19 protein-coding genes are annotated in these 18,772 nt (G+C 37.7%); 13 read left to right on the forward strand and 6 right to left on the reverse strand.

Annotated elements, in window-relative coordinates; all coding sequences use genetic code 11:
* Positions 1 to 25 precede the first annotated feature (25 nt).
* The 3 genes from BCI01S_RS18570 to BCI01S_RS18580 are packed head-to-tail and all read left to right on the forward strand — an operon-like array spanning position 26 to position 2,679.
* The gene (locus BCI01S_RS18570; protein WP_047944654.1) at positions 26 to 715 is read left to right on the forward strand and encodes a response regulator transcription factor; all 690 of its coding nucleotides are present in this window, start codon (positions 26 to 28) and stop codon (positions 713 to 715) included.
* Positions 654 to 2,138 (forward strand): HAMP domain-containing sensor histidine kinase, encoded by a 1,485-nt coding sequence (locus BCI01S_RS18575; protein WP_167555738.1) that lies wholly within the window; start codon positions 654 to 656, stop codon positions 2,136 to 2,138. The genes BCI01S_RS18570 and BCI01S_RS18575 overlap by 62 nt, the downstream gene beginning before the upstream one ends.
* Positions 2,139 to 2,157: 19 nt before the next feature.
* Positions 2,158 to 2,679, forward strand: coding sequence for an acyl-CoA thioesterase (locus tag BCI01S_RS18580; protein WP_047944652.1), 522 nt, complete (start codon positions 2,158 to 2,160; stop codon positions 2,677 to 2,679).
* A 7-nt stretch (positions 2,680 to 2,686) separates the two neighbouring features.
* On the opposite strand, the gene BCI01S_RS25380 is transcribed toward BCI01S_RS18580, so the two are convergent.
* Positions 2,687 to 3,058: a hypothetical protein gene (locus BCI01S_RS25380; protein ID WP_156485463.1), complete on the reverse strand. Its 372-nt coding sequence runs from the start codon at positions 3,056 to 3,058 to the stop codon at positions 2,687 to 2,689.
* Positions 3,059 to 3,525: 467 nt separating this feature from the next.
* On the opposite strand from BCI01S_RS25380, the gene BCI01S_RS18585 reads away from it, so the two are divergent.
* The 5 genes from BCI01S_RS18585 to BCI01S_RS18605 all read left to right on the forward strand — a co-directional run bounded on the left by BCI01S_RS18585 (position 3,526) and on the right by BCI01S_RS18605 (position 8,688).
* Positions 3,526 to 4,719, forward strand: a complete 1,194-nt coding sequence (locus tag BCI01S_RS18585; RefSeq protein WP_047944650.1) for a branched-chain amino acid ABC transporter substrate-binding protein — start codon at positions 3,526 to 3,528, stop codon at positions 4,717 to 4,719.
* A gap of 219 nt (positions 4,720 to 4,938) precedes the next feature.
* A complete protein-coding gene (locus tag BCI01S_RS18590; protein ID WP_047944649.1) occupies positions 4,939 to 5,916 on the forward strand; it encodes a branched-chain amino acid ABC transporter permease in 978 nt (325 codons plus the stop codon).
* Positions 5,917 to 5,925: 9 nt separating this feature from the next.
* Entirely contained in the window at positions 5,926 to 7,191 is a 1,266-nt protein-coding gene (locus tag BCI01S_RS18595; protein ID WP_047944648.1) for a branched-chain amino acid ABC transporter permease, read from the forward strand.
* The gene (locus BCI01S_RS18600) at positions 7,188 to 7,964 is read left to right on the forward strand and encodes an ABC transporter ATP-binding protein (protein ID WP_047944647.1); all 777 of its coding nucleotides are present in this window, start codon (positions 7,188 to 7,190) and stop codon (positions 7,962 to 7,964) included. The genes BCI01S_RS18595 and BCI01S_RS18600 overlap by 4 nt, the downstream gene beginning before the upstream one ends.
* Positions 7,965 to 7,977: 13 nt before the next feature.
* Positions 7,978 to 8,688, forward strand: coding sequence for an ABC transporter ATP-binding protein (locus tag BCI01S_RS18605; RefSeq protein ID WP_047944670.1), 711 nt, complete (start codon positions 7,978 to 7,980; stop codon positions 8,686 to 8,688).
* Positions 8,689 to 8,745: 57 nt separating this feature from the next.
* Here the strand turns inward: BCI01S_RS18605 and BCI01S_RS18610 are convergent, their stop codons facing one another.
* The gene (locus tag BCI01S_RS18610; protein WP_061800634.1) at positions 8,746 to 9,792 is read right to left on the reverse strand and encodes a lactonase family protein; all 1,047 of its coding nucleotides are present in this window, start codon (positions 9,790 to 9,792) and stop codon (positions 8,746 to 8,748) included.
* A gap of 758 nt (positions 9,793 to 10,550) precedes the next feature.
* Here BCI01S_RS18610 and BCI01S_RS18615 point away from each other — a divergent pair.
* Positions 10,551 to 13,400 carry a lipocalin-like domain-containing protein gene (locus tag BCI01S_RS18615; RefSeq protein WP_156485464.1) on the forward strand — a complete coding sequence of 950 codons (2,850 nt, stop codon included), beginning with the start codon at positions 10,551 to 10,553 and terminating at the stop codon, positions 13,398 to 13,400.
* A 355-nt stretch (positions 13,401 to 13,755) separates the two neighbouring features.
* Here the strand turns inward: BCI01S_RS18615 and BCI01S_RS24900 are convergent, their stop codons facing one another.
* Positions 13,756 to 13,872, reverse strand: coding sequence for a YfhE family protein (locus BCI01S_RS24900; RefSeq protein WP_082138460.1), 117 nt, complete (start codon positions 13,870 to 13,872; stop codon positions 13,756 to 13,758).
* Positions 13,873 to 14,070: 198 nt separating this feature from the next.
* Here BCI01S_RS24900 and recX point away from each other — a divergent pair, with 198 nt between their 5' ends.
* Positions 14,071 to 14,880: a recombination regulator RecX gene (gene recX / locus BCI01S_RS18620; RefSeq protein ID WP_047944928.1), complete on the forward strand. Its 810-nt coding sequence runs from the start codon at positions 14,071 to 14,073 to the stop codon at positions 14,878 to 14,880.
* A gap of 108 nt (positions 14,881 to 14,988) precedes the next feature.
* Entirely contained in the window at positions 14,989 to 15,309 is a 321-nt protein-coding gene (locus BCI01S_RS18625; RefSeq protein WP_047944926.1) for a YfhH family protein, read from the forward strand.
* A 60-nt stretch (positions 15,310 to 15,369) separates the two neighbouring features.
* Here the strand turns inward: BCI01S_RS18625 and BCI01S_RS18630 are convergent, their stop codons facing one another.
* Positions 15,370 to 15,519, reverse strand: coding sequence for a small, acid-soluble spore protein K (locus BCI01S_RS18630; protein ID WP_047944925.1), 150 nt, complete (start codon positions 15,517 to 15,519; stop codon positions 15,370 to 15,372).
* A gap of 128 nt (positions 15,520 to 15,647) precedes the next feature.
* Here BCI01S_RS18630 and BCI01S_RS18635 point away from each other — a divergent pair, with 128 nt between their 5' ends.
* Entirely contained in the window at positions 15,648 to 15,917 is a 270-nt protein-coding gene (locus BCI01S_RS18635) for a YfhJ family protein (protein ID WP_047944924.1), read from the forward strand.
* A gap of 36 nt (positions 15,918 to 15,953) precedes the next feature.
* Here the strand turns inward: BCI01S_RS18635 and BCI01S_RS18640 are convergent, their stop codons facing one another.
* Positions 15,954 to 16,934, reverse strand: a complete 981-nt coding sequence (locus BCI01S_RS18640) for a metal-dependent hydrolase (protein WP_047944922.1) — start codon at positions 16,932 to 16,934, stop codon at positions 15,954 to 15,956.
* A gap of 413 nt (positions 16,935 to 17,347) precedes the next feature.
* Between BCI01S_RS18640 and mutY the strand changes: the two genes are divergently transcribed.
* Positions 17,348 to 18,454: an A/G-specific adenine glycosylase gene (gene mutY / locus BCI01S_RS18645; RefSeq protein WP_047944920.1), complete on the forward strand. Its 1,107-nt coding sequence runs from the start codon at positions 17,348 to 17,350 to the stop codon at positions 18,452 to 18,454.
* A 20-nt stretch (positions 18,455 to 18,474) separates the two neighbouring features.
* Here the strand turns inward: mutY and yfhS are convergent, their stop codons facing one another.
* Positions 18,475 to 18,699, reverse strand: a complete 225-nt coding sequence (gene yfhS / locus BCI01S_RS18650; RefSeq protein WP_047944918.1) for a mother cell protein YfhS — start codon at positions 18,697 to 18,699, stop codon at positions 18,475 to 18,477.
* Positions 18,700 to 18,772: the final 73 nt, after the last annotated feature.

The raw sequence follows: 18,772 nt of genomic DNA on the forward strand, positions 1-18,772 counted from the left end.
AAAAATAAAGCATAAGGAAAAGATGATGAAAAAGATTCTAATTGTGGAAGATGAACTAGCAATTTCTATGGTTTTAGGAGCATATTTAGAAAATGCAGGCTATGATGTAGATTATGCTTATAATGGAGAAGAGGCTTTACAGAAGCTAGAGGAAGAAACTCCTGCCCTTATTCTATTAGATATTATGATGCCATATGTAGATGGCTGGAGCGTTCTTTCGTTTATTCGTAAGAAATCGGCATGTCCTGTTATTATGCTTACAGCTTTATCAGATACAGAGCAAAAACTAAAAGGGTTTGAAAATGGAGCGGATGATTATATTACCAAGCCGTTTGTAGGGGAGGAAGTCATCGCCCGTGTCCAAGCGGTACTAAGAAGATCCTCCCATTATCAAGAAGATGAGCGAGTGAAATACTATGGCGATTTAAAAATAAATTATGTCTCCCATCAAGTTTTTCTTAATGGAATTGAGGTTCCCTTCACTCCGCGAGATCTTTCTGTCTTTCTCTTTTTAGCAAGCAATCCAAATCAAACATTTACAAGGGATCAGCTTCTGGATCATGTATGGGGAAATGACTATGATGGAAGTGATCGGGCGGTTGATCTAGCGATTAAAAGAATAAGGAAATTATTAAATGGGTGGGATCCAAAAGATGGAGAAATTAAAACATTACGCGGATTGGGCTATCAATTTTATATTCAGGAAAAACAATAAAGAAAAAACGCCTCTTCTATATTATTGGACAAAAAGATATTTGCTGACATTATGTGGAGGTCTTTTGATTATCGGGATTATTTCAATTTTGTGGATTCGCCATAATGCTTTGGAAAATCGCTTAGAATTAACAAAATTAGTTGCCCAGGAAATAGCGGAGCATGCTAATGAAATGGTAGAAGGCAGATTGAAGGATATTCGTCTGCCATTTTTGCAGGATAGACAGAAGTTTATCAATGAAGGGCAGCCATTAGATGTTTTTCTAAAAGATGCTGCCGGTAATATACGCTCTATGAATCAGAACTTCCCACCAGACTCTCGCGAAAAACAGCAGCTAATTGAGTCTTTGCCCTTAGTCAGTGAATTAACGATTAAAAAGGTCACACTCTGGAATAATCAAAAAGCATCAGTTGTCATAGCACCTATTAGTAAGGATGGGACGCCAACAGGTTCAGTCTATATTATTCAGCCGCATAATCAGCTGCAGCATTTAAATAAGGAAGAATATCAATTACTGGGATTATTGCTTCTTAGTTTGGCGCTTCTAGGTTGGTTCGTTATTTATTCTTTATCTAAAAAGATGGCAAAGCCGGTTGAAGAGGTTGCCAACGCTGCTCAACAATTAATGAATGGTAACTATCACATTACATTAAATGAAGAAGTGCAGGAAAAAGAGTTATACCAATTGATGCTGTCTTTTAACGAAATGACTAAGCGGCTCTATGCATTGGAAAGTTTACGGACACAATTGCTCGCAGGAGTTACCCATGAATTAAAAACACCGATCACCTCTATCAGTGCTTTAATTCAAGCTGTCAATGACAATGTCATTCCAGAAAAGAAGAAAAGCCAATTTTTATCGATGAGTTTAAAGGAAGCTGGCAGACTGCAAAGCATGGTAGAGGATTTACTAGATTTTAATAGCTTTAGTGCTGGTTCAATTAAAGTGAATAAGGAAAAGCTGAATGTACAGGCGACTTTAAAAGAAATTATTTATCAATGGGAAATTGTCCATATGGAGTCTTTGTCCTCTGCGAAACTTACCTTTATAAATCCAGAAAAGCCGATTTTTACCATGCTTGATAGTGTTCGTTTTCAACAAATTATCGTAAATTTATTAAATAATAGCATACATGCAATCAAGGGGAAGCAGGGTGGAAAAATAACAATCCGTTTAACCCATGATAATCAGAACATCAAAATTTTAGTAGAAGATAATGGCTATGGCATACCAGAAGAAGAACAGGCTTATATTTTTGAACGATTTTATCGAGGGAAAAATAAGAAAGATATCGAGCGTGGTCTCGGCTTAGGATTGCCATATAGTCTTCTCCTCGCAAAAGCACAGGGAGGACATTTATCTTTACAAAATTCAGATGGTAGATCTACAATATTTCTATTACAATTTCCAATACTTACTTAAAAAAAGGGGGCTGTTCGGAATGACAGTTCAAGAAGAAAAATATTGCAAGGAATCATTAGTAGTAAAAACAAGCCGAATATTCCCAATTGATACAAATAATCATAATTCCTTATTTGGTGGGAAACTGATGAGTTATATAGATGACGTGGCCTCTATTTCTGCATCGAGACATTCAAGAAGCGATGTAGTCACAGCCTCAACGGACTCCGTTGATTTCCTGTTTCCTATTCGCCCGACAGATTCCGTATGTCTAGAATCCTATGTTACACATACAGGAAAATCATCGATGGAAGTTTTTGTGAAGGTAATAGCAGAAAATTTAAAAACAGGGGAAAGAAAGCTTGCTGCTACGTCTTTTTTAACCTTTGTTGCATTAGATGAGAACGGCAAGCCAAGACGGGTTCCTAAAGTAATCCCCCAGTCCGAGGAAGAAACTATGCTTTATAACACAGCAGAACAACGCGTAAAAATCCGTAAAGATAGAAGAGAGCATAGTAAAGCATTTGCAAGTGTTATTAGTACAGATATGCCTTGGGGATAAGTTGACCCTATTGTGGCTGATAAGCCGTAGAGTATGGCTGATAAATGGTAAGTTTGGCTGATAAGTCGAAGAGTTTGGCTGATAAATGGTAAGTTTGGCTGATAAGCCGTAGAGTTTGGCTGATAAATCGTAAGTATGGCTGATAAGCCGTAGAGTTTGGCTGATAAGTTGTAAGTTTGGCTGATAAATCGTAAGTTTGGCTGATAAGCCGTAGAGTTTGGCTGATAAGTTGTAAGTTTGGCTGATAAGTAGTAGAGTATGGCTGATAAATGGTAAGTTTGGCTGATAAGTAGTAGAGTATGGCTGATAAATGGTAAGTTTGGCTGATAAGTCGAAGAGTTTGGCTGATAAGTCGAAAAGTTTGGCTGATATCAGCCAAACTCAGACCCTCTACATTCAATTTGAGTGTAGAATTCTATTAATCTCAGAAAAAATGCTAAAAAATCACTAAAAAATCACTAAAACAACGATAAAATAGACAATTTGACAACGAAACTACCCCGTTTCCACCACACCCACAAAGCGAATGAGCTCCACTCAACCTCCCCATATTAGAAAGTAATGCCCAATCAATTGCTATCTTTTCTTTCATCCAATCCTCAAACTAAATTAAATTTCCCCCCAACAAATGTCCAATATGCTGAACAACCAATCATTCCTAATCATTTCGAAGTACGAAGAAAAGCGTCAGAATATATTAACTTTTTAGAAAATATACTGTTAAATTTTCTGACAATATAAAAGACACTTGTCTAGAAGAAGATTATAATCCAAACATGGAACAGGAGCAATTGGGAAAATATCCTGTAGTTTCATAGATAAAAAGACAATGATAGGGGGCATATTATGTTATCCAAAAAAGTACTTTCTTTCGCGATGACTGCAACATTAGCTTTAGGATTTATGAGTGGTTGTGCTTCAAACGCAAACTCGGATTCAGGGGATTCAGGAGACAAAAAAGTAATTAAAATTGTTACACAATCACCACTATCTGGAGGCAGCGCTACATTAGGGGAAGCAATTAAATTAGGAGCGCAGCTGGCTATTGATCAACAAAAGGATAAGTTTGCTGAATTAGGATTCGAACTTAAATTAGATGCACAGGATGATCAGGGAGATCCGAAGAAAGGGGTTGCGAATGCTAACTTAGTGGTTGCGGATAAATCTGTATTAGGGGTAGTCGGTCACTTAAACTCAGGTGTTTCCATTCCAGCATCTGAAGTTTATGAAAAAAATAATCTTGTAAGTGTATCTCCGGCAAGTACAGCCACTGACTATACGGATCGCGGTTTAAAAACAGTGAGCCGTGTTGTTGCTCGCGATGATTTCCAAGGTCCTGCTGGGGCACAATATGCTGTGGAAACTTTAGGGGCAAAGAAAATTTTTGTTGTTCAAGATAAAACAGCTTATGGTTCAGGTCTAGCAGATGCCTTTAAAGAAGCAGCGGAAGATTTAGGAGCTGAAGTTGTTGGTTATGAGGGAATTACCGTTGGTGAAAAAGACTTTAACGGTGTTTTAAACCAAGTAGCCTCTAAAAAACCTGATCTAATCTATTACGGTGGCCTTTATGCAGAAGGGGGAATTTTGGTAAAGCAAGCACGTGAAAAAGGATTAGATATCCCATTCATGGGTGGAGACGGTTTAGACTCATCTACTTTTGTTGAAATCGCAGGAGATGCTGTGAAAAATACCTTCATTACTTCCGTTGCCGGTGATACAACCCAATCAGAAGAAGGAACGAAATTTGCTGAAGATTATAAAGCAGCATTCAGCAAAAACATAGAGTCCTATTCTGCCTATGCATACGACTCTGCAGCAGTTTTATTAGCAGGCATTGAAAAAGCAATTAAAGAGAATGATAACAAATTACCAACTCGTGAAGAGGTTACCAAAGCTGTGCGTGCTACACAAGATTACAAAGGGGTAGTGACAGAAGTTGGATTTGATGAGAAAGGAGATAATAAATTCGCAAAAATCTTTATTTATAAATTTGATGAAGCCAAATATCCAGCTACATTAGATGGAGAAATTAGCCAATAAACGAGTAAATAAAAAGGACATGGATATCAACCGTCCTTTTTATTTGCAAAGAACTAAATGCCGGAAATTAATCTTAGCTATTTAGTAGATAGAAATCAGCATATATGGTGATTTCGTCAATAGAAAGAATCTGTTGAGTAACCGTAGCGGGAAATCTTTCATCTTATGCCGTTAAACTCTATCTACTAAAACCATTAAATCAAAAGTGTGGGGAAGAGAATGCTAACTGAAATTTTACAAACATTACCGCAAGTTTTAATTGATGGATTAACATTAGGAGCAGTGTATGCCGTTATTGCATTGGGGTACACAATGGTTTATGGAATATTAGAATTGATAAATTTTGCTCATGGGGAAATATTTATGTCAGGAGCATTCATTGGCACGGCCATCTTAATTACTTTAACAAGTCTAGGATGGACTTCGATGCTGCCTGCTGTACTTTCCTTAATTGTCATGCTCCTAATTACTAGTCTCATCACAGGTTTTTTAGGAATGGGAATTGAAAGAGTGGCTTATCGTCCACTCCGAAAAGCACCAAAGCTAATTGCTCTTATCTCAGCCATTGGTATCTCCTTTTTACTACAGGATATCGTTCGTTTCATCACAGAATTATTCAAAGGGAATTACATAATTACTTCGCCTAATCTATTTTCTGACAAAATAAATATCGGATCTGTTTTCGGTTCTCATGCTGCAAGTTTTAAAAGCTCGTTTTTAGTTGTTATTATAGTAGCCGTTATTTTGATGGTAGGATTAGATTTTTTTGTTAACAAAACAAAGTGGGGCATGGCGATGAGAGCCGTGGCGCAAGATAGAGACACAGCATCTTTAATGTCTATTAATGTGAACAAGGTTATCTCAGTTACTTTCTTCGTAGGATCTGCTTTAGGCGGCGCCACTGGTGTATTATTTGCTGTTCAATATGGAACAATCGATCCGTACATTGGATTTATACTAGGACTTAAAGCTTTTACTGCCGCAGTTTTAGGCGGAATTGGCAATATACGCGGAGCAATGCTCGGCGGTATGTTAATTGGACTGATTGAAATGTTCACAGCAGCGAATCTGTCGGTTATCACAGGCGGGATTATGGGAGCAGAATATAAAGATGTTGTTGCATTTGCCATATTGATTATCGTCCTTATTTTTAAACCAGAAGGCTTATTTGGCAAAGCCGTAGCAGAGAAAGTGTAGGTGGAAAAGATGGCTAACATGATTAAAACCATCCAAACAAATAAAGTTGCCCAAATTATTCTTTTCTTTGCGTATGTATTGGTGACTACTGCTGCATTGGCTTTCTCGCAAAAATCAGTGATTGCTTTTTTACTATTATTGTTATCGCTATTACTCCTATATTATATGAATCTCGGAAATAAAATGAAGTGGGGAATTGCTTTACTTATCTTAGTGATTGTTCTCCCGGTTTCAGCTAGTCAAGGACCATCCTATCAAGCATATATGGAAGTAGCAACTATGGTAGGGATTTATGTTTGTATGGCTTTAGGGCTGAATATCGTTGTTGGTCTTGCAGGGTTGCTTGATTTAGGATTTGTTGCTTTCTTTGCTGTTGGCGCCTACACATATGGCGTGTTTGCGACAGCACAAGCGAATAACTTCATGCCCTTTGGAACATATCCATTGTCCGGAAATAGCTTTTGGTTTTTTATTATCATTGGTTTATTTGTAGCGGCTCTATTTGGGGTTTTATTAGGGATTCCAGTATTAAGAGTAAAAGGAGATTATTTGGCTATTGTTACATTAGGTTTTGGGGAAATAATCCGGATTGTATTTAATAACTTAGATAAGCCAGTAAATATCACGAATGGAGCGATGGGGCTGCCAAGTATTCAACAGCCTGAACTATTTGGTATTACTTTGTCACAGCCGAACCAATTCTATTATATTGTGCTAGTTATGTTTATTATTGTAATTTATGCTGTGACTAGAATGGAACATACAAAATTAGGCCGTTCTTGGAAGGCGGTCAGAGAAAATGAGATTGCTGCACAAGCGATGGGAATTCCCCTTGTAAAAACAAAGTTGACGGCATTTGCTATTGGGGCATCGTTTTCCGGAATGATGGGAGTTGTGTTTGCCGCAAAGCAAATGTTTGTGGATCCAACAAGTTTCACTTACTTAGAATCTACGACCATTCTTGTTATGGTCATCCTTGGAGGAATGGGAAGTGTGCCAGGTGTTATTCTGGGAGCGGCAGTTGTAACGATATTAAACTTACAGGTGCTAACCGAATTAACGGGGTGGCTAAGCCAAGTAACCACTATTCCTGATGCCTTATCTCCAGCAAAAATGCAAAGATTTATCTTCGGTGCCCTTTTAATTATTATGACCTTATATCGTCCACAAGGATTAATACCGGCAAAAAATAAAAAGGTTAATGTCAAGAAATTAAAAGAGAGCATAACAGAAAAGCAGGAGTCTACTATATTGCTTAAGGAGGGGCACAAGTGAATATACTCGAAGTGAAAGGATTGACGAAAAAGTTTGGTGGACTTGTTGCGAATTCCAATATTGATATGTCTGTCGAGAGGAATTCTATCACAGCGGTAATAGGACCGAATGGAGCGGGAAAAACGACTTTTTTCAATATGATAACAGGGGTGTATAAACCGACATCTGGGGAAATTCTCCTTGACGGAAAAACAATTGCCGGGCTTAAGCCGCATGTCGTAGCGAAACAAGGAATTTCCAGAACCTTTCAGAATATCCGCCTTTTCAGTGATATTACCGTATTGGAAAATGTCATGGTCGGAATGCATAACCATATCAAAGGCAGCTTGGTTGGGACATTGCTTCAATTGCCAAAGGCTAAACAGGAAGAAGAGAAAGCAATGAAAGAGGCATATCGCCTATTAGAATATGTTGGGCTTGCTGATCTATTAAATGAAGCAGCGGCAAATTTATCATATGGAGCACAACGGAGATTAGAAATTGCTCGGGCTCTAGCTACAAAGCCTAGCGTTTTATTATTAGATGAGCCTGCTGCTGGTATGAACCCGAAGGAAACAAGTCTATTAACCGGTTTAATTCAAGATATGTGTAAGAAATATGATTTGACCATTATTTTAATTGAACATGATATGAAGCTGGTGATGGAAATTTCAAACCATATCATTGTATTGGATCATGGAGAAAAAATTGCAGAAGGTGGTCCGGAAGAGATACGTTCCAATCCGAAAGTAATTGAAGCCTATTTAGGAAAAGGAGCAGTATCACTTGCTTAAAGGGGGAATCAGCATGGAAAAGATACTTGAATTAACGGATATAGAAGCTTGGTATGGAGGAATTCAGGCATTAAAAGGAATTAGTTTACATGTTGATAAAGGAGAGATCGTTACCCTCATTGGAAGTAATGGTGCTGGCAAATCGACAACCCTTAAATCTATTAGCGGCCAGGTTCCAATCAAAAAAGGCAGTATTCTTTTTAATGGAAAAGATATTGCTAATATAGCAGCACATAAGACAGCCGTTTTAGGGATTTCCCAAGTGCCAGAAGGAAGGCGGATTTTTCCTAAGCTATCTGTACGAGAAAATCTATTAATTGGCGCTTTTGCTGTAAAGGATAAACAATTAACGGAAGCAAGAATGCAAAAAGTATTTGAGTATTTTCCGAGATTGAAAGAACGAGTCGAGCAAAAAGGAGGAACAATGAGTGGTGGCGAGCAGCAAATGCTGGCAATAGGGCGAGCGCTTATGATGCAGCCAGAAGTCCTAATGTTGGATGAACCATCCATGGGCCTTGCGCCAATTATTGTCGAACAAATCTTTGAAATTATTAAAGAGCTCAATAACCAAGGAATGACAATTTTATTAGTAGAACAGAATGCCTTCCAAGCATTGCAAATTGCCAGTAGAGGGTATGTCATTCAAACAGGAGAAATTGTATTAGAAGGAACAGGAGCAGAGTTGATTACCAATAAACAAGTGCAGGAAGCTTACTTAGCTTAAGGACAGAGAAAAAGGAGAAGGCTTTTTACGAGACCATTCTCCTTTTTTATGATTGAATTAATTATTTAAGAATTTTACACATACTGGTTCTGGTGCTTCTATCTCTGATTGCAATAAAGTTAGTTTTCCAGTAACTGTATCTCTTTCAAATAAAGTAAGGGTATCCGATTGTTCATTGGATGCAAGCAAAAATTGTTCTGTTGGATCTAGAACGAAATCTCTTGGCCAGTTTCCTTCTGTTGAAGTTCTGTCAATAAAGGTTAATTGACCAGTTTCCCCATTTACTTGGAAAATCGCAATTGAATTATGGCCGCGATTTCCTGCATAAACATAGTTTCCGTCTGAAGAAAGATGGATAGCACTTCCTTGGCTATTTTCCGTAAAATCAATCGGTAGTGTAGAAATGTATTGTAATTCCTCAAATGCTCCAGTTTCAGCGTTAAAAGATAATGCAATGACTTCATTGCTTAATTCTGTCATGACATAAGCAAATTTGCCATTAGGATGGAAGGCGATATGTCTTGGACCACTTCCAGGTTTAACGGATAAACTGCTAACTTCTTCTAGCTTTCCATCAACAAGCTTGTACGTATCTACTCGGTCTGTTCCTAAATCAACAGAAACAGCATATTGATCATTAGGACTGAATCCAGCAAAATGCATATGAGGTTTTTCTTGGCGAGCTGGATTTGGGCCTGTCCCTGTATGCTCGATGATAGATGCAGCACTGTTTAATGAGCCATCTGTATGTACCGGATAGGATTCGGCAGTTCCTTTATGATAGTTTGCAGAAAGAACAAGCGTTTTGTCTGCATTTACACTTACATGGCAAGGAGATGCTCCTTCCGAATATTCGCTGTTAATAAGGGCAAGACTGCCATCTGAATGAATAGAGTAAGCAGAAACACCACCTAAAGAGCCTTCTTTACCGACAGCGAATAAATGCTGATTATCGTTTGTAACCGTTAAATAGGTAGGGTTTTCAATTTCAGCCACTAGAGAAACATCTGTGATTTTTTTCGCTTCTGTGTCTAATACAAATGAATAAATACCTTTACTAGTCTTTTTTGTATATGTGCCAATGTAGCCAGTGAATTTTGTCATAAACAGATCTCCTTTAACATTTTTACAAAATTAATACTATTTATTAATTATAGCACGAGCCTAATCAAAACGTACAAATTAGAGTCTGTCTATTTAAATAAAAGTATTAGTTAGTTCTATTTTCCCGAAATTGCTAACTTGAAACAAGAGGGAATTTTCAGCTGTTTGAAAGGGAGCGCTTGTAAGAATGGATGCGTTTTTTGAATCTTTCATGGGATGATAGGAATAAAACAACCTTGTTTTTCCAAATGGCAGAGGAAATATAGTACTGCTACCGGTGAGGGTGTTATCTACATAAAATCAAACGAATATATAATTAATGAATATATTAATTAAATAAAGATAAAAAACATTTATTGTTTATTTTTGTAATCTAAAATAGTATTTATTAAGGGACATAAACATAGGATAGTAAGTAGATTAGTTTTGATAATTATATGAATATTACCATGAAATATGGTTTTTTTATTGTTTAAGGATTGGGAATATAGTAAGCTAATGGGGAGTAGGGTAAGATAGAAGTTAAGAAAGGGGTGGAAATATAGTTAATGTAAAAGTTAATCTTAATTAATTGATTAAATATTAGTATCATCGAAAGGCATCCATATTGTACCCCATTTTACATAAAAAATCTGAACGTTCACTTTGGTTCTGTACATCACAAGACTTCCTATCAAAAAATGTAGATAAGATGGGATTTATTATGGATAGAAATGTATGCGTTTACAAACGAAAGCAGTGAAGGGGAGAATGAAACGGTGAAGTGTGTTATAAAAAAAGGGTTATTTTTTTTGTTGGTCATAATCGTACTATTTCCATGGCCTTATGAAAAGGAGAAACAGGTAAAGGCAGAAGGCTCTCAAACTGATTCAATCGAATTTCAGCATGTTTCCGTTCACGACCCGTCCATCATTAAAGGGAATAATGGCTCTTATTATGTTTTTGGATCACATATAGCAGCAGCCAAATCAACGGACTTAATGAATTGGACTTCTCTGGTGACAAGTGAATATCAAACGCCAGAAAATAATCCAATCTATGGGAATTTGTCTGAAAATCTTGCAGAGTCTTTTAAATGGGCAGGGGAAAATGATGCAGATAGCACTGGGGGTTATTCTGTATGGGCTCCTGATATTTTTTGGAATAAAGATTATGCTTGGGATGATGGTTCAAAGGGAGCTTATATGTTGTATTATAGTGTATCTTCTACCTATATTCGTTCAGCGATAGGCATTGCTGTATCGAAGAATATAGAGGGGCCTTATGATTATAGGGATACTATTATATATTCTGGTTTTACCAATTTTGAAACGACTGATAATAAGAGTGTGATTAATAAACATTGGGAAAATACGAATATCGCAGATTTGATTGCAGACGGTACTTTAGATAATGTAAATCCAGATTGGTTTACAAGTGAGGGAAATTATAATAACGCCCTTTATACGAATGCGATTGATGCAAATATTCTCTATGATGAGAATGGAGATTTATGGATGACATATGGTTCCTGGTCAGGTGGAACGTTTATTTTGCCGCTAGATAAGAAAACTGGTGTACCCATTTATCCTGGAAAGGATGGAAAAACCTCGGATGGCAGAATAGTTGATCGATATTTCGGTACGAAGATTGCTGGGGGATATGGAAGATCTGGGGAAGGAACATATGCTGTTTACGATAAGGAAACAGGGTATTACTATCTTTACATTACGTACGGTGGATTAGCTTCTGACGGTGGTTATCAAATGAGGCAGTTTAGATCAAAAAAGATTGATGGCCCGTATGAAGACGCCGCTGGTAATGCTGCTGTTTTTCCAGAAAGCTTTAATTTAGGGACAGGGAATTTCCCGAGCAATGATGATCATAAAGAAATTGGGAATAAAATGATGGGGAATTTCTTGTTTAAAAGAGATCTTGGAGAAGAGGGCAGTGGGATAGGAACAGGATATATGTCACCAGGACATAATTCTTATTTGATAGACGAAGAACTTGGTAAAGAGTTTATTGTGACACATGCTCGATTCCCTCAGCAAGGAGAACTGCATCAAGTGCGTGTCCATCAAACCTTTAAAAACAAGGAGAAATGGCCAGTGCCAACTCCATTTCAATATGCGGGTGAAACAATAGAGACTGTGTCTGAGAAAGATATTGTTGGTGATTATAAGTATATCAATCACGGCAAAGAGATTACGGGGAAATTAACAGAATCGCAATGGATTAAATTAAATGCAGATAAGACAGTTTCCGGTGCTGTAAGTGGGACATGGAAGCTATACGATGATTACAGAGTCGAAGTTGAGATAGAAGGACAAATATATGATGGCGTATTTATTCGTCAATATGATCCTGCAGCCGCGAAATGGGTGATGACCTTTAGTGCTATGTCTGGTGAGGGAGTCGTAATTTGGGGAAGTCGTGTGGATAGTAAATCAAACCAAGAAGTGGTTGCAAGTGTGAAAGCGGAACTAATTAAGGCCATTCCGACCGAGGCAATCAAGGATATCTCCTTGCCAACTCAAGCAGCGCAAGGTACAGCCATTGTCTGGGAATCTTCACAGCCAGAAATCATTTCCAATGATGGGATTGTAACAAGACCGCCATTTGGTTCTGAAAATGCTGATGTAAAATTAACAGCAACTATTACTTTAGGGGATGCGAAAGAAACATTGTCTGTAATGGTTCATGTATTAGCAGAAGAGGAAGGGAGATTAACTGCCTATTATGACTTTAATGATGGGTTTGCAGATCGATCTGGTAATCAGGCCGATGCAATAGTAACAGGTGATCGCATTCACAATACAGGCGGGGAAGTTACGTTTGCAAAGGGTATTGCAGGGAATGCTGCTAAATTTAACGGAGAATCTGGACTTAAATTGGCAGATGGTTTAATTGCAAGTAATAAGTATTCCATATCACTTTGGATGAAACCGGAAGAAATCACGGAATTTACAACGACTTTCTTCGGCGCGAGAACAGAGAATAATTGGATTAGTCTTGTGCCGAATGCACAGAATGTGACAAAGGTATGGTCCCATAATAGTGACCAATGGTATGATGCGGTATCTGACTCTATAATCCCAAAAAATGAATGGACACATTTCGGATTTACGGTAAATGAAGGAGAAGCAAAGGTTTACATTAATGGAGAGGAAAAATTTTCTGATGGGGATTTTCCAGATGTCTTTACAACCGTTAATGCCCAATTTAGTTTAGGTGTAAACTATTGGGACATGCCCTTTAAAGGTTTAATGGATGAAGTACGCGTATATGATGGAATTGTTCTTACAGAAACCGAAATGCAATCACTTTTTGAAAATCCAGGAGCAGAAGAGCCAGGAGCAGAAGAACCGGGAGCGGAAGAACCGGGAGCAGAAGAACCGGGAGCAGAAGAACCGGGAGCAGAAGAGCCAGGAGCAGAAGAGCCGGGAGCAGAAGAACCGGGAACAGATAAGCCAAGTGCAGAAAATCCGCAGACTGACAACACAGGGAAAACATTACCGAACACTGCAACAAACGAATATAATTGGATAATCGGAGGATTATTCCTGTTGGTAGCGGGCTTAAGTATATCCTTGGTTATACGAAAACGGGCCATAAAAGGGGAATAAATCATGATGGACCACTTAATTTCTGCAGTGATTAAGTGGTTCTTCGTTTTTAGAATGGTAAATGGGGAAATAAAATACTCTTTCAGCATTATTTCTAGTGAAAAAGTTAAAACAAATTAGCCACAAGAGAGGGAAGCTTGTTGATGGTTTTTTCAGAAAATAATCACAATAGTGATTGTGGAAAAATGGAGAGGTTATCAACTTAATTACTAACAAGGTAAATGGCGGAAATTAAAGTATTCCACAGGGTTATCCACATTATCAACAGAATTAGGTTTTGGTTGTCCACAAAAATGTAAGGGTTTTAAAAAGGGGGAGGAAGAGAATGATGTAAGCCATCTCTTCCTCTAAACGTTTATTTAGTATCTTTTCTATTAGCTGCTCGATCAGCCATTTTAAATTCATGTTGATAGGTTACGGCTTGCATACTAGATAGTGTGTGCTTTGGTTTTTGCTTTTTCTTCCCTTCCATATCACAACAATCCTTTCCATTTTTTCTACTATGTTCTTTATTCTTCCCTAGTTATATAAATTAGATTCAAAATGCGAAGGTAAATTAGTTGAGAGGCAAAAGTATGCCTTTCCACCTTTTATGTGCTACATTTGAAATAGATAAAGTTCGCATGGGATGATTTAGAGAAGGCGAAAAATAGATAACGTGGTGATTGGAATGATTATAAGCAAAATAACAAGACAGAAGGAATTGAATGACCGTTATAATATTTTTACCCTGAAGCAGGGAAAAGATGTGTATGCATTTAGCGTAGATGAAACAGTTCTAATTAAATATAAGCTGCGAAAAGGGATGGAGCTGGATTCGCTCTTATTAAATGAAATCCAATATACAGACGAAATAAGAAAAGGATATCATATGGCCGTTCGGTATTTGTCTAAGGTAAAAAGAACGGAAATGGAAGTAAGGAAGCATCTCTCCGCTAAAATGGAAAATGATGCATTGGTTGCAGAGGTAATGACAAAGTTAAAGGAAATGAAATTCATCGATGATGAGGATTACGCTTTTTCCTATGTTCGCACTCAACGGAATACGACAACCAAAGGAGCAGAAACGATTAAACGAGAATTAAGGGAAAAAGGGATCCAGCGGGAATTAATCGAACGTTCGATGGAGGAGCTTTCCTATGAGGATCAAATGCAAGCAGCGAAGAAAATTGTTGCAAAATTTTTGGCTGGCAAGAAAAAGGATTCTAAGAAGATTATCATCCAGAAATTAGAGCAGACTCTTGTTAGAAAGGGATATACCTCTGATATTATCCAACAAGTAAAAAGGATGCCTGAGATTGTGGAAATGGATACAGATGAATTAGAAACCGTTCGTATCCATGGGGAGAAGGCAAGAAGAAAATTTGCCAAGTTCACTGGATATGAATTCAAGCAAAAAATGAAGCAGTTCTTATACCGTAAAGGATTCTCTATGGATCTTATCGAACAGTATTTAGACGAAATAGAAAATGAAGACTAATTAGTTATCGGCGTAGTGTTAACAACAAACTTCAGTAGAAATGAAAGCTGATTTTTTGCCGATTCTGAGGATTTTTATTAAACTAGTTGGTAGTGGAGGGGAATATAAATGCTGACAAAAAGATATAGCATGATGACAGAACACGAGCTCCGTATGGAAATATCCACTTTAAATGATCAAGCAAAAAAAGCAGAGCAGCTTGGTATGGTTAATGAATATGCTGTTTTAGAAAGAAAAGCAGTTCTTGCCAAATCGTATTTATTAAATCCTAAAGATTATAAAGCTAATGAAATATATGAAATAGAAGGCGATCCAGGAGTTCTTTTTCAAATCGATTATATGAATGGCGTTTTTGCGTGGGGAAAGCGACAAGTAGATGGAAGCCAAGAAGAGGGGATTCCAATCGCATTATTAAAGAAGAAAGCATAAGGAAAAGAGTGGAGGGACCAAAAATGGTCTCTCCCTCTTTCCTGCAGAATAAAAATCTGCTTATTTTTTTGGTTTGCGATGTGAGGAAGCATGCATTCTCTCTTGAGGATGTGTATTGATTGTGCCATTGGCTCTTTTCGAAGCGTATTCTGTTTTTGCTCTCGGTTCTCCCTCAAGCTTAACATCATTTGTATTATCTACATTTCCCATCGTCATACCTCCAAAGAATCAACTAAGTCAAAGGTAATAAACTTCAACTTTGTTTATTACAATGGATAGTATTTGTTAATTACCAGCAATCTATTAGTAAAAACAAAAAAGAAAGAAGGAATGAAATAATGCATGAAGCACAGAAGAAATTAGTGGAGCGGCTATTGGAGCTTAATTCGTTTATTTCAGTTGGCCAAGCACAAACATGGGTGGAATTATTATGGGAGGATTTTGAGGCAACCTATGCTAAAGCGGGTCGTAAATATCAGGGAGAAGAAGTAACGGAACGAGTTGTTAGTCAGTGGATTGAGAACTACGGGGGAAAGCTTCATGAATTTGTAGCTGAAAACCCAAAATATAAAGAATTCCTTGCAGATGATAAAAAGAAATTGCATTAAAAAGAGGTCGACTTTAAAAGTCGACCATTTTTCATGCTAATTGGTTAAGATATCGAGTTTCTTTTTCAGCTTATCTTCACTAAAGATCCAGCCTGTGTAGGAAGTGATGATATTCAAGTTTAGATCGAGATGAACAACGGCGACAAATGGATAGTGCCCGTTGCTTCGGTAGCGTAAATCAATGAAGCGGACTTGGTATTGGTCATCCAGCTCGATAACTTCCCACCTAAATACAGGAGAGAAGGATAGGAAAGCAGATAGGTTCTTATCTTTTTGAGCTGCGGTTAGGACTGGTGTATCTGGAACAGGAATACGATGGAACTTATCATAGATTTCAATTTCGTGCTGATGGGACCTGCCGACATAGAAGGAGTCGTCGGTCATCACAGCGATACGCCAATGGTTATATCTCATGGTTGGCGATAAAATGATTTCCTTTGCATCTGGAATTCTTTTTTTCACATTTATTTTTACCTGCCGTTGTGTAAATACCCGCAGAAGGTAATAGCCAATCAGTACGATATATAAAGTTAAAAAGGTATATCCAGGATCTGATCCAAATACCCAAAATAAGATTGCTACAATATGCATGGAGAAAATGATGGGATCAAATGTATTAATAATCCCCAATGCGACCCATTTATTTGTAAAAGGACGTAGAGCCTGTGTTCCATAGGCATTAAATATATCGACAAATACATGCAGGAAAACAGCTATAAACGTCCAAAGCCATAAATGAAACAAATTTGCTTCTGGGAAAAGCGGGTACATGACAGCAAGTATAAGTAGGGGCCACAAAAGTACTGCTGGGATGGAGTGTGTCACTCCACGATGGTTGCGTATATAAACAGCATTATTTCTTAATTTTAATACTGTATCGATATCTGGTATTTGTGAGCCGATGATAGTGGCGATTATTACACCAGTTGTTGTTGCAGGATCAGAAGCAACAACTGGGTCTAACGTGGCTAACCCGCCAAGCGCAATCCCCATAACAATATGTGTTCCTGTATCCAAAATACCAAACCTCCCTGATTTTCTCTCCGAATTATTTGGATGAAAACACCATAATTACAATAAAAATATCCTTTTCTTTTTTCTTAACAAAAGATACACTACAAACAGTTAACATATTCGCATAATGAAAAATACGGATAATGTTATTAAATAATAAATAAAGTTGGCAAACAATCGGACAAACGCGTAATTTTATCAAAAAATAGCTCTTCTATTTAAAATGAGGCAAATTTACATATTTATACTTATTATTGTTATCAAACTTGGCTATTGGTAAGAACGTGAATCATTTTGTGCTACTTTCATTCTATCCCATTCCATCCTATGATGTACACCATGTCCAATAGTAGTAAAAGAAATCTATATATTGTTATTCCCAAAAAAAATTAATAATTAACATCTGGAGGTTAATCGTGACAGATAGGCAAGAAATAATCAAAAATCAAGTAGATGTCGAGCGGTTTAGAGAAGATTTATTAAATTGGTTTACAGAGGAACAAAGGGAACTGCCATGGAGACAAGATCAAGATCCCTACAAAGTATGGGTATCTGAAATCATGCTTCAGCAAACAAAGGTAGATACGGTTATCCCTTATTTTAATCGATTCATTTCTCAATTTCCAACCATTGAGGCGTTGTCAGAGGCAGAAGAAGAAAAAGTACTGAAGGCCTGGGAAGGATTAGGTTATTATTCAAGAGCGCGTAATTTACATGCTGCTGTTAAGGAAGTGCATGAAAAGTACGGGGGCAAAGTGCCAGATACTCCGAAAGAAATTGCGTCCTTAAAAGGAGTAGGACCTTATACAGCCGGTGCAATTTTAAGTATAGCATATGGAGTTCCAGAACCTGCTGTTGATGGAAATGTAATGAGAGTTTTATCGAGGATTCTCTCGATTTGGGAAGATATTGCAAAACCCAAAACAAGAAAGACATTTGAAGAAGCAGTACGTGTGCTGATCTCGCATGAGAATCCGTCCTTTTTCAATCAAGCGCTTATGGAGCTCGGTGCCTTAATTTGTACACCAACTTCTCCTTCGTGCCTGCTTTGTCCAGTAAGAGAGCATTGTCATGCCTTTGAGGATGGGACTGTTACAGAGCTTCCTGTAAAGACAAAAACGAAGAAACAAAAGTCAATCCAGCTTGCGGCAGTCGTTTTAACAGATGAAGAGGGACGAACATTGATCCATAAACGGCCAAATACAGGATTGCTGGCAAATTTATGGGAATTTCCTAATATGGAAATTGTTCAAGTGTTAAAGAGCGAGAAAGCACAGCTTGAGGAGAAACTGTTAGAAGACTATCAGGCTAAAGTAGAAGTTGGCGAAATGATTACTAGGATTGAACATGTTTTTTCACATTTAATCTGGAACATCAATGTATATAGCGGAAAGTTAATAGCATTAAAAGAGGAAAAGGAAGATATCAGAAGAGTAAATGCGGATGAAATTGCACCATTCCCATTCCCAGTATCTCATCAGAAGATGCTGAAATTTTTACCAGAGCAAGTGAAGAAAGGGTGACCATTTGTGGTCATCCCCTATTACTCATAGCTTACTTCTGTCCCATGTGTATAATCAGCTTCGTTTCTTTTTAACCCGCCTCTGTTTTCCATTTCCTCTATGATGCTGCGGTGAATACTGACACCTTCGCTATTGAGATAAGGCGTCATTTGCTGCAGGGAGTGATGAAAGTAGGCAAGTTCATTATCTTTCCAATCTGATTTAGCGATAAGGGCTAATTCGGTCATATCTCTGCCAACATACATGTGTTATACCTTCCTTTACTTTTCCCGTATTCTCCTCTATTGTGTGGATGTTGATTGCGAAGTATGCATGAAT

The organism is Niallia circulans NBRC 13626 (assembly GCF_001591585.1).
In the GTDB taxonomy this organism is placed as follows: Bacteria; Bacillota; Bacilli; order Bacillales; family Cytobacillaceae; genus Niallia; species Niallia circulans.